This is a genomic window from Neorhizobium sp. P12A (assembly GCF_008365395.1).
Lineage (GTDB): Bacteria > Pseudomonadota > Alphaproteobacteria > Rhizobiales > Rhizobiaceae > Rhizobium.
In genome coordinates this window covers 1-12,148 of the sequence record NZ_QOVX01000049.1, presented here as the reverse complement: position 1 = coordinate 12,148, position 12,148 = coordinate 1, and the positions used below count along the sequence as shown (strand labels likewise).

The window sequence follows — 12,148 nt, the reverse complement described above, 5'->3', positions numbered from 1 at the left end:
CGTCGACAAATGTGCCGGTATCATCCTCAACAAGGTCGATACCGAAAAGATGAAGCTGTACCGGACCTATGGCTCAAGTGAATATTACTACTCGCGATACACGTCGTACTACCACGAGGCGTAATATTTGGCTGAGAGAAGCAATTGGTGATTGTGCGTCCTTCAAACCAGGAGCTGGGAAACCGTCATATAGCTGCGTGCCGCGGACCAGAGGGTAAGGGTTGGCGTAGTGAATTCTGTCTCTGCGTTTCATCCATGGCCGATGGGCGCCTCCAGCCCTGCGGTCGGGACGTCAGTTCGCCCTCTTTTGCTCTTGCTATCCAGCGGATCGCTGTCGAAATCCCAACGCCGAACCGAGCCGCAGCCTGCCGAGCTGACAATAGCCGCTGCGGACGCTTTCAGAACCCGTATTCGAAGATCATCGCTCAGTGCTTGTCCCATCATCCAGCTCTTCACTGTGGATGTTGAATCAGCTTCGGGGTGCGTCGTCACATCACACAATCGATTCATCGATCGCAGGACTTGCTCTAGCACTTGCTTCCCGCCGCTCGAATGCTGTTTAGGCAGCAGGCCGAGCCAAGCGGCAAAGTCTCGCGCTCAATCTGCAGACAATTTTGCTAGGATAGGCTTCACTGGTCGCCTCTTTAATTGGAGCAGTTTCTTTTCGAAGTAAAGAAACGAAACCATAGAAACTATCATTGTAACAAAAAATGCACACGTGACCTGCAGCAGCTTAAAAGCGACGCCGCCATCAAGTGCAGTTATTTCTGAAATGAAGCGTCCGGATGGGCCGAGCACAAATCCATGAAACAGATAGAAGCCATAGCTGACCACGCCAACGCCGCGGAGGGCGGGAAGCTCCAGAAGCCTGATTGCGACATTGTTTTGATTCACCGATATCAGCACTATCAAAAGGCCGGCCAGAAGCGGAGCGATCAAAAGAGTGAAGTTGGGCAGACCGGCAAGTGTAAAGACAATGTGCTGAACAATTAGAGCAGCACCGACCGCCGCGATTCCAACACCGGGAAATGGAATAATCCAACGGCGCGCATTATTCTGGGCCCAGAGCCCGCAAAGCCCACCAAAACAAATTGCGTAGAAGCCAGACAGAGAATTGACGCGAAACTGCAGCTCGTTATTAAAGAATAGGATAGCGGAGACGAGGATCAGAATGATGGTTGAGAGAACCAGCATTCTTTGCCAACGTCGCGCAGGAATAAAAATAAAAATCAAGGGAAAGAGCAAGTAGAACTGTTGCTCAATGGCAAGCGTCCATAAATGCGATAGCGGCCCAAGCCAGCCCTCACGTATGAAGCCGATGTATAGGTTCGTGGTGTAGGTGAATAGCCAGGTTTCACTCCCTTGCAGCTTGTCGATATTTCCGGAGCTGCCGAGTCTCGGTCCCAAGATTGAAGCTATAACCAGAGCAATATAGTAAATTGGAAAAATCCGCAGGATGCGATCCCGGTTAAAGAGCAGAATTTCGCTGAGGCTATCGGTTACATCTGCCTCCAGGCGAAGACGCGCCCTGAACAATATGGGCACGATCAAAAAACCGCTTAGGGCAAAAAATACCCAAACCGCAAGTGTACCGGTCTCCAAAGCGTTGGTTAGTCTCGCATGGTCGGTGAGAACCAATAAGACACATAAACCGCGCACGCCGTCCAGACCCGCGATCGGTTTCGGCTTCTGGAATATCGCTTCATACATATGTCTGATCATCACGGATCTTTTTCAGGTGCAATTGATAGCTTCTAATTTGCTGGCTAGTAAATCGCATAGCTTCTCGTGTCCGGATCTGCGCTTTCAGTCGCATTTTGACGGCTTCGCTCATGATAGGTTTACGGTGTCCCGCAATAAGGGCTAGGAACATCAGCGGGAACTCTAACGGGGATGCCAAAGCGTTGTCTGAATTTGATAGAAGCAAGAAGCCGGCATAGGCAAAGATTGCAAGAAAGTTTTTTCTCTTTTTGCCAAGAGCCGCTCTAAGCACAGCCAAAGACAAGATGGCGTAGAAAACCACCATCCCAACCGTGCCGAGTTCGACCGAGAGCCTTAGAAAGTCGTTGTGAGCTGAGGCCGAGGCAAATACAACCACGATTGCATGAGGCGTTGCGAAGAACTGATGCCCAAAGCCGATCCCGGTATTGGGGTATTGGTCTATGACCGTGCGGAGATAATCCCACATGATCGACCGCCCGCTGTCACCACTTTCAAGAAATCGCGTCGCGAGGTTATCCCAGAACAGCCCGACAATGGCGACACCGACGATAAAGCCTACGGCCACGATCGCCAGTTTCGTCGTTGCCCTGATACCGCGATAGGTCAATATCGAGATGCCGCAGACAGCAAGCGTAATCGCCAAGGTAGCGCGCCCCCCTGCCGCAAGCAAAATCATGAAATTTATCGCGGCGAGGATCATATAGCTCATCCGCGTCGACAACATGATGCGAACGGCGGCAAATACTCCGAGCATAGCGAGCGCCGATGTGAAGGCAGCACTCGGCAATGAACCTGCGTAGCGCGGTACGCCGGTAGCATATTCGACGGCAAACATTGGGTTGATACCCGCGGCGTGATAAATCAGCCCGAGCAACGCACAAAGAACGGGCATGAATGCTGTCGCTTTTAGTATAGTTTGCTGGTCGCGATAGTTTGTATCTGCCGCCAGCAGCGCAAATAGTACGACAATCTGGTTCAGAGAATTGATGAAAATCGCCCAACTAAAGTCTGGGTATGGTGTCGCCACCGCGAGCACGAATACCAGCGCTAGTTCCGAAATCATCAGGGCAATGACGATTTTGTCAGGTCGGCGCGTGAAAAAGATTGCAAAGGCCGATAGCAAGAAAAATGCTTTCTCTACCGCGTTTCCATCCGATAGCTTCATCAGCGCACCGGTATTCACTACGAGCACTAGCATCGACAAAATATATATTGCCCGGAATGCCATGTATACCTTTCAATGATGAGCTCTAATCATTTGTAACCAGAATAATACACTTTGATCACAGCCAGGATGATTTCTTCGGTGTGCTTAGCCAACGCTATATTTCGCTTTTTTTAGTCACAGTAATATGATACCGACCGAAGTCACGCAACAGCAAAGATATTTTACCTGTAATATACACTGATGCAACTTCGAAAAATTCACGCCTAATACCAGGGGATTCTAATGAAAGGTGTAGTTGAGCTACCGCCCCCTCCAACTGATCTGGCAAGCTATGGTTATGTGAGGGGGCTTGATGGATTGAGATTGGCCGCCGTCACGATCGTTGTGCTTGCCCATTACAGACTGTCAGCCGCACTTCCCGGCGGTTTCGGAGTGACGATTTTTTTCGCAATAAGCGGGTTTCTAATCTCCCGCCTCCTGCTTGCCGAAGAACGAAGGCACGGCAAGATTTCATTACGGAATTTCTTTATCCGGCGTTTTCTTCGTCTCATGCCGCCGTTGGTCATTATGCTTTTCATTACGGCCTCATTATATGCGTTCGCATTCGGTAGGCCGGTCAATGTTCTTGAGATACTATCCGCTATATTCTATGTCAGCAATTTATATACCGTTGCTCAAATGTTCTGGCCGTTGAAGCCAGGACTGCATGAGTACGGGCCACTTTGGTCCCTGGCGGTCGAAGAGCATTTCTATTTGATTTTTCCGTTCCTGCTCTTTTTCGTACGGAGATGGGGCTCCCGTGTAAAGATACTTGCTGGCGTTATCATCGGAAGCCTTGCGCTGCGAATTCTGGCCTCCTATTCGGTGGCCGACCCGGAATCGTTTAACTATTATTTCACCCTGACGCGGCTCGACGCCATCGCTTGGGGATGCCTGCTTAGTTTTGGACTTGAAAATGAAGAGACGCGCCGAGTGTTGGCGAACGCGCGCGGATGGCGGAGTTTCTTGTTCGCTTCGGCCATTCTTCTTGGCGGGATTGCTTATCGGAGTATCTTTTTCCAAGACACGTTTCGCTACACCGTCCACGGCTTTGGCATGCTGCTATTGCTAAATGCTTTTATCTTCGGCTCGTCCATGAGCGTTCTGACAAGAATAGCAGAATGGCGGCCAATCCAACTCGGCGGCCGAATGAGCTATGAGATCTATCTCTGGCATCAACACGTCTGGTTCGTGATTAGCTTGCTGGTCGAACGCTATGCATTTCGACTGGGCCTCAGTCTGGTCCTCACGTTGCTTGTTTCGTATGGTTTATATCGGCTGACAACAATGGCGACAAAACGTATCGCCCGGCAGTTTGGCAGCAAGAGCGTAGAGGATGAGCGACAAAAAGCATACCAGCCGGAGCGACATCGGGAAGCGGGTCTACATCCGCCGAGATCAATGCAAACGGTTGCGAATGGCTCGCAAGATGAGCTTGAATTGAAAGCTCCAAATCCTTCTGGGTGAATCAGGATATTCCGGTCGACGGTTCATTCGGGAGCAAGGACCGTCATCTCTCGACCGGCGTGCATCACTGGCTTTTCCACAGCATATTCTTCAGTCTGGAAATCATGCCAATCGGTATCATTATTACAATGACTGGCAAGATTAATAGGAAAGAAAGATGTGGTGAAACGAAATCGAAAATTGAATGAAGCGAATTATAATTTTCAGCGGAAACATCATCGTCATTGCCGTGGAAAATGCCATTTAACTGTTGTCCATTTATTTCACCCGCAATTTTTGTTAATCGCATCTAGATTGAGTCATGTTGCAGTAGGCGCGCTAGTAGACGCGTCTTCGCATCATGGTCTAAATGCCAGACTTCATAGCTTGTTGAAACCTGAATGTTATTAATTTTAGATCTCGCGCGATTGCTGCTGTCTCGTTTGGATCTGACCTCAATTATGCAGTACTAGATAGGGTTTAATAGCCAGCGTTCGCGGCACATATTAGGGAAAATGGGCATCATGGCTCGCAGCTTGAATCAATTCCTTTGGGTCCGTTCACTCTTGGTCAAGGCGAAATACTGGTACTATACGAAGTTTTGGGGGATGAACATTCATCCGACGGCGACCTATTCGATGAGCGTAAAGCTCGATAAAACGTATCCTAAGGGGGTTCATATCGGTGAATATTCTTATCTTGCCTTCGATGTCGCAATTCTAACGCACGATCGAACGCGTGGCGTCTATCGGAATACGACGATTGGCAGGAATTGCTTCATTGGGGCGCGCAGCATCATCCTCCCGGGCGTCGAAATAGGGGACGAATGCGTCATCGGATCGGGCAGTGTTGTGACGAGGAACATCCCGTCGCGATGCATTGCCGTCGGCAACCCGGCTAAGGTCATTCGCGAGAATATCGAGGTCGGAAAGTACGGACGCTTCAGCTTTGCAGACATACCCGAATCTGAACGCGGACCGGAAATGCAAAGAAACGGCACGGATGTTCGGGTCACCTCCTGACGATCAATTCCCTTTGTCGGTGGTGCCGTTAAAGAAGACCGTCGTCGGCAGGGCGACGAACGTATCCGAGAGTGGGCGAAGTGGGCGTGCGATCTCTTCCAGTTCATGTGCTAGGGCCTCATCGCGCTTTCGAATATGCGGCAGAATGATGTCGATCCAGCTTACCATTTCTGGCTTCAGGTCTTCTTGAGCGTATCCTGTGCGCGCTTCAACCAGTTTGGGAGACTGATAGGCTTCCGCCGAAAACCGTGCGATCGCCTCCAGCCTCTTTTCCTGAAGGTCGCTAAGGGCAACATTATTCGCGTCAGCCAGCGCGACCAAATAAGACAGCGCTTGCATAGCAAAATTCTGATAGTGCGAGGCTCGGCGGCCACGCCCAAGTTCACGGGGCAGTGCACCGTCGTCAGGTGCGAGATCTAAGGCATTGTGCAAGATGGTCATTGCCCAGTCAAATTTAGTGCGATCCTGGAGCTGGACGGAGAGAAGCCCCACCGACGCACCCGCCCAATCCCGCACATTATTATTGTCGTCAAGCCATTGATATTGATGCGGACGGGGTGCTGCCGGAGGCGCGAATTCCGACACCAATCTGTCGGAAAGTCGTTGAAACCAAGGGGAGATGATCCTGTCGGCGCCATCGCTATGGGGAGAGGCTTGGGTGGCGAAAGCATACGCGTTGGCAAGCCCCACCGCGGTCCAGCCACTGATCATCACTGCTTGACGGCGTCCGAGCAGATCATTCTCGTCGAGGTTGCCCAATAGAGCATCCTGCTTCGCCCACGAGATCAGCTGTTGCGTAATGCAATTGGCGGCCGCTTGACGGTTAGCGTGACTTGTCGCGCCGGCGTTTACGGCTGCGAGGAGTTTTGCCATGACGACCCAGGTCGGCCAAGCTCGATGTGCAAAGGCATTCATTGCCTTTGGATCGATAACGGACTGCGTGGATGTCGGCTTATAGAAGGAAAAGAAATGCCCCATGTCCGTCATAGGCCTGACGTTGGAGCCACAGACGAAACGAGGCGTCTGTTGACCAGCGTCATCGCTGTCCACAGCTCTCAGATCAAAAATGTAGCGCAGCGGACCGTCATTCCCGCTTCGACTTTGCCCCAATGCCGATCCGTTCAAAGCGAAAAAACTGACGAATAGTAGAATAACAGCGCTAGTTTGTGACATTTTTCTGAATTTTGTTGGATACAAGGACATTCTATACACGCTCGGCTCGAGGTTAAAATACGAAATTTCTCTTCCAAAGAGATGAGGGAATATTTATGCTGCCTCATCAAGGTTTTTTTGCAGTATGACATTTGCCATAACGGAAAAGAGTGCTCATGCCTACATTCACGCTTTTTTCTACAACGAACGTCGCTTCTGGACGATCGGAGCACTTGAATCGAATGATCTCTTCCATAGCCGCGGCCCGCAATGAAGACACGAGTTTAGATATACGGTTGCTGCTGCTCTTGCAGAACTGTCCGCCCGATTACGACATCGCAGCTTTTCCCGACTGGATTGAGACCAGCAAGGTCGATGGCCAAATATCTCTGTCGGCTGCGCGCAATCGACTGTTGGACTACGCGATTGCGAATCGGCTTGTGTCGGTGGAAAGCATATATGGATTTCCGGACGACGATTGCTGGTATCCTGAAAATCTGCTCTCGTTGGTAAGCTCGGCTTTCGCTTCGGACCAGCAGTTGGAATTTTGGTTTTGTCGCTACGGATCCAGCCCGCAAGTGCAGGACAAATTGCAAGCGAACACTGTAGTTCTCCAGAAAGTTATTTCTCGTGCGTCGTCAAATACATTCTTCTTTCGTGGGAGGCTAATCACCGGGCTCGGTCATTTCGACGAATCATTGGGGGTTGGCGCCGCACTGAACGGCGGCGAGGATACGGAATATGCGATCCGAGCCTATTATACGGCAAGGAAGACCCTTTTTTCCGATTCTCCCTTGGTCGGTCATCGCGACCCTGATCCAAACTTAAGACCGAAATATTTCCCTGGCACATTGAGGGCAATCTCGCGCCATCGCCATCGGAGCATTCTGGGATTAACAGCGTATGTGCGCAAATTGTTGGTTGGGCTTGCCCTTGTTGTGCGCGGGCGAATGAAGCCCTTCGACTATATATCCGCCATCCGCAGCGCCTGATAATAAGACTGCTTTCAGCCGTAACCAATCACATATTTCGAGAGCGATTTTAAGAAATGAACAAATCCTCTGTACTTTGGTCCGCCGTTCGCAATTGGGGACCGCGACTAGGTACGATCCTAACTTTCTTCGTTCTTGCACGCATTCTCGACAAAAGCGAAATTGGCGTGTTCGCGGCCGCTACCGCCCTTATAGCGCTGACCGAACTTTTTGCAGACAATGGCTTTGGCGATGCCGTCGTGCGCAATCGGGAAATCAGCAATGGTATAGCGACAACCATTCTGCTGCTGAATTTTGGTTTGGCCGCTGCAGTCTATCTGCTCATTGTCTTGTTTTCATCTCAAATTGGCGCATTTTTGGGGATCGTCGGAATCGGCCCTATCTTGCAATTGGTCGGTCTTTCGCTCGTTGTAAACAGTTTTGGCTATGTGCCTCAGGCTTTGCTGCGTAAGTCTCTGCAGTTTAAGCGGTTGGCCTTCCGTTCGCTATCGTCGACCATCGCCGGTGCCGTTGTTGGTATCGTGATGGCGTTAACCGGGTTCGGCGTCTATAGTATGGTTGGGCAATTGCTGATCACCGCAATAATTAATGTTATTTTTCTTTGGTACCCTCGTGTCCTGACCGTTGCCTATCCCGAACTGACTGGGCTGAATGAAATTGTCCCGTTTGCCTTGAGGATTTTCGGTTCGCGCGCACTCACATATCTTGCACTTCGCAGTATCGAGCTCGTTATACCGTTCTTGTTCGGCCCGGCAGCACTTGCGCTCTATATTTTGGGATCACGCGTGCCGGCCGTGCTGGCGCAGATGCTGACTGCGGTAATGATTGATGTGAATTTGCCGTATTTTTCCCGCTTCGCCGATCAACCCAAGGAGCTTCGCCGAATCTACTATCAAAGTTTGAGGTCGTTTTCCGCTCTTTCGCTTCCCGCATTTCTTGCGATTGCTGCATTGGCACCACAAATCAGCGCCGTTGCATTCGGCCACAACGGCACCGGCGTTCCAAATATCCTCGCTATGATGGCTATTCTGGGGGCGATCCAATCGTTGGGCTATAGCAATGATGTCTTTCTAACCGCTTACGGACTGCCGGAAGTTAGCCTGAGAATTCAAGTTACCGCGATGTCTGCCACTCTTGTGTGTTTCCTGGTGTTTGCGACAGCTTTCAACAATGTTTCAGTCGATTACCTGGTCTACACCTACGTGTCGTGTCATTGCGTGGTAATCCTCTCCGGGCTGATCTACTCCACGAGGAAGGCGGGAACCTCGATCCACTCACTTGCAGCCGCATTCGGGCCGCATCTCCTGAGCGGATGCGGCGCTTTCGCAGTCGTAAGAATTACGCATCAATTATTTGATATGGATGGAGTTCCACCTCTAATCATAGGGTCTATTCTTGGGGCCATATTCGCGGTCACACATATCGCCATTTTGATAATTGTCGATCGGCAGTCCTTTGTTGATATATTCCATCAGTTAAGACGAAAAAGACTATTGGGACGATGATGTCATAGTTTTCGACATTGATTGTCAAAATAATATAAGGAGGAGCCTATGAATTGCGGTAAAGACAGTCTGGTTTTTTCTGTGTCGAGTCTAACTTTGATAAAGTCAATATTGGAATAATGGGAAATAGATGAAAAAACGCCGGTACGATGCGATCTTCCTTCTTGATCAAATTCCCTATTCTAATGTTGGAGGTGCGCCGAGCTACAACGCCGCTCTTCTGCGCGCCAGCGAAGCGCTGGGTTGGAGGATCCTTGTCCTCGTAACCGGCCGTCGTCTACCGGGGCCCATATTCTCAACCGAGCGAGTTGCCGATAACGCAACGCTCGTCTTTGCACAGGCTGTATCGATGGGGGGGAATCGCTTTGTAGCATCCACTCCCTCTTCCTTTATGCGTGGCGTGAAAAGGGTCGTCGAGAAATACAGGAAGCCGAGACAGGCAACGGAAAAACGGTTGATCATCGAACGCTTTCCGAATGCCGCTGAGGTCGACCGCGTCCATCGCATTCTCGATCGCATTGAGGCGCCATTGACCTTTGTCGACACCATCTTCCGCGATCCCTACATGGGCGTGGATGCGATTGCACCCAATACCGTATTGATCGGACACGATGTCTTCCACGAGCGCGTCGCTTCATTCGAAGCGAACGGCTTTCAGGTTGTGCCTAATGTTGATTTCGACGCCGAACGCGCTCGTGTCACGCGCTATAAAAATATCCTGGCGATCAGCGATGTTGACGCCGCTACCTATCGGAGGATGGCGCCTCATTCTGATGTACGGACCGTCTTCCCGATCGTGCCGAAAGCTGCCGGGCCGCGGCTCACAAATCCCCAAAGTAACAGGATTGTCTATCTCGGTTCGGCGGCCCATCACAACGTCGACGGGCTCGTCTGGTTTCTCGATCAGATATGGCCACGTGTCCTGAAGCGCCGACCCGATGCTGTGCTGGACGTGGTCGGAATGATTGGCCATTCAATTTCCCCGCACCCAAACGTTATGGTTCACGGTCGCGTCGATGATATCTCCGCAATCTCCCGACAGGCGGCTTTTGCCATCAACCCAATCAGAATGGGCAGCGGGCTAAAGATCAAAATGGTCGACTATTTCAACCTTGGTCTGGGCTGCATTACCACGGATGTCGGTGCTCATGGTTTTCCGATAGGCGTGCATCCCTTTATGATTGCTAACGAAGAGGACGAATTCGCAGATGCGGTTGAGACCTGGCTGAAGGACGCCTCTATTTGCCAAGAAATGTCAGAGAAGACGGACGCCTACATGCGCCATTTCTCGCTCGAGGCGATCATGGAGACACTAAAACTATGCACTGCCGCGTTGCCTGAACGATGACTACTTGCCGCGAATTGGTGCGCATCGGCTGCCGAAACGAAGGTTGCTATGTGCCGTGAACTGAAGACAATGGGGTCGATCGCACCACACCGGCCGATCCCCCGACCTCAATGATCACATTAAAGTTGTTACCCCGATTCACTCCCGCAGAATGCGCCAACTACTTCAGGGCCGCTGGATATAACCCGGATTGAACAGGATTTGCTCTGGATAACAGGTTAGCAAGATAAATATCGATGATCCCCGAATTCCAGAGGCCGAATAGGACCAGTATTGTCACGATTAGACTGGGGTAGAAGAGAAATTGGACGACGCGACGCAACTTGTATCTAACGGTGGGCCGTCTCAATACTCTGCTGGGTCGGATCATATTCGAAAAGTACGTATCGATATCCCGCGGGTGGCCACCCTCCACGAGTTCTCGGAATTTTGCATCTGAAATCGGGGCGTAGATTTCGGTATGACCGGATCTCAAGTGGGCTCTTAGCCTCTCTCTCCCGTGCTCATGTCTGACCTTTAAAATCATAGGAGTATTTAGAACTTCCCACGTCATCTAATCGCTCCGCAAAATACGCTTTAGAACTATGGCATCTAATCACAGTGCGTCGACAGGGCTATCCGTATAACTTTCCCCGACACCGACCAATCGGCTTGTAAGGGCGGGGATAACCAATCATGCGAAAATGATGTAGAACTGAACAGCAGATTTCGCCAGCGACCCAAACCTTCCCGATCGACGATCACAAACAGAGCCGCTTCGATGGACGCTTGTCGAAATGAGATCCTCTCTATCTGGTCACCATTCCGGACATTTGGCTGTTGGTCACCCTCATTTTGGCCAAAGGCTAATGCCTCGAATATCCCATTCATGAATTGCGCGGTAAGCGCTATTCTCTGCCAGCGTCATCCATCGAGGAGACTGCGGCGTCGTTCGGAAGGGCTAAGAATTCGAGGGCCTGAGGTCCTGATTGCGAAGTTCGATGAAGAGAGGATGACTTCAATTAATCGAGCTTCTTTCCCGCGTCCGGAGACATGGTATGGCATCTCGCCTTTCTAAACCTTGAACTCGAATTCGCGCTTATCCCGGACTCATTTTCCAGTCGCGCCGACCTCGTATTTAAAACTGTAGACGCAAGGTATCATGCCTCTGGCTGCGCCCATGGTTTGATAGACGACCAGGTTATAGTCACCCGGATCCTGCAGGGAATAAGTCTCGGTCAGTTTTTTGGAATCGAAACTGTACACCTGAAAGCCAATTGGCATCTGCAATATTGCGATCGTGCAAGACCATGCAGTTGATTCTGAGAATGTAAATACCGCCTTAGCGTTGGATGGTAGTAATATCCCCCAGGTGTCGGTAGCCTGACTGGTAAGAGTGCGCTGTATTGACGACTGGCTCGACCGTGTCATATCTAGGTTCTCGCGCGCACTCGCATCCGTGATGAACGCTCCGCCGAATAGAAGGAGCGAAAGAGCCATGCTTCCGTGAAGTCCGATCTTCATTTTTGCTCGTCCTACATTAAACACTGCAATTTGATGCTGAAATTGCTGCTGGTTCACCAAACCCAATCGATTTGTGTTTGTGGCCGCGACTGTAATGACCGTTTATTACAAACTGAGCAATCTTAATCTAGGCGATGTGGACGGATTGCCGCATGTGGCCCCTTTGGGATTCCTGACTTGCACTTAGTCTGATTCATGGAGTGCCGACTGATTTGGAGGTCGGCATGAGCACGAAGATGACAGAAGACGAT

The 12,148-nt window shown here is 50.7% G+C and carries 9 protein-coding genes and 1 pseudogene; 5 read left to right on the top strand and 5 right to left on the bottom strand.

All coding sequences use genetic code 11. From position 1 onward, the window contains the following. Positions 1-251: 251 nt before the first annotated feature. The 3 genes and pseudogenes from DTW90_RS36450 to DTW90_RS36440 all read right to left on the bottom strand — a co-directional run. A pseudogene (locus DTW90_RS36450) lies at positions 252-441 on the bottom strand (helix-turn-helix domain-containing protein); the annotation flags it as partial. Positions 442-597: 156 nt separating this feature from the next. Beyond that, positions 598-1,710 carry an acyltransferase gene (locus tag DTW90_RS36445; protein ID WP_188080192.1) on the bottom strand — a complete coding sequence of 371 codons (1,113 nt, stop codon included), beginning with the start codon at positions 1,708-1,710 and terminating at the stop codon, positions 598-600. After that, positions 1,703-2,950, bottom strand: coding sequence for an O-antigen ligase family protein (locus tag DTW90_RS36440; protein ID WP_149344969.1), 1,248 nt, complete (start codon positions 2,948-2,950; stop codon positions 1,703-1,705). The genes DTW90_RS36445 and DTW90_RS36440 overlap by 8 nt, the downstream gene beginning before the upstream one ends. A gap of 222 nt (positions 2,951-3,172) precedes the next feature. On the opposite strand from DTW90_RS36440, the gene DTW90_RS36435 reads away from it, so the two are divergent. Together DTW90_RS36435 and DTW90_RS36430 are read left to right on the top strand one after the other, a co-directional pair. Further along, entirely contained in the window at positions 3,173-4,396 is a 1,224-nt protein-coding gene (locus tag DTW90_RS36435; protein ID WP_149344968.1) for an acyltransferase, read from the top strand. Positions 4,397-4,899: 503 nt separating this feature from the next. Continuing rightward, positions 4,900-5,397, top strand: a complete 498-nt coding sequence (locus DTW90_RS36430) for an acyltransferase (RefSeq protein WP_149344966.1) — start codon at positions 4,900-4,902, stop codon at positions 5,395-5,397. 3 nt (positions 5,398-5,400) lie between these two features. Here the strand turns inward: DTW90_RS36430 and DTW90_RS36425 are convergent, their stop codons facing one another. Then, positions 5,401-6,600 carry an alginate lyase family protein gene (locus DTW90_RS36425; protein WP_149344964.1) on the bottom strand — a complete coding sequence of 400 codons (1,200 nt, stop codon included), beginning with the start codon at positions 6,598-6,600 and terminating at the stop codon, positions 5,401-5,403. 125 nt (positions 6,601-6,725) lie between these two features. Between DTW90_RS36425 and DTW90_RS36420 the strand changes: the two genes are divergently transcribed. The 3 genes from DTW90_RS36420 (at position 6,726) to DTW90_RS36410 (ending at position 10,394) form a co-directional block, all read left to right on the top strand. Beyond that, entirely contained in the window at positions 6,726-7,541 is an 816-nt protein-coding gene (locus tag DTW90_RS36420) for a hypothetical protein (protein WP_149344963.1), read from the top strand. A 56-nt stretch (positions 7,542-7,597) separates the two neighbouring features. Next, positions 7,598-9,046, top strand: coding sequence for an oligosaccharide flippase family protein (locus DTW90_RS36415; protein ID WP_149344961.1), 1,449 nt, complete (start codon positions 7,598-7,600; stop codon positions 9,044-9,046). A gap of 130 nt (positions 9,047-9,176) precedes the next feature. After that, a complete protein-coding gene (locus DTW90_RS36410; protein WP_149344959.1) occupies positions 9,177-10,394 on the top strand; it encodes a glycosyltransferase in 1,218 nt (405 codons plus the stop codon). A gap of 1,089 nt (positions 10,395-11,483) precedes the next feature. On the opposite strand, the gene DTW90_RS36405 is transcribed toward DTW90_RS36410, so the two are convergent. After that, complete coding sequence (locus DTW90_RS36405) at positions 11,484-11,954, bottom strand: hypothetical protein (RefSeq protein WP_149344957.1); 471 nt, start codon at positions 11,952-11,954, stop codon at positions 11,484-11,486. Positions 11,955-12,148: the final 194 nt, after the last annotated feature.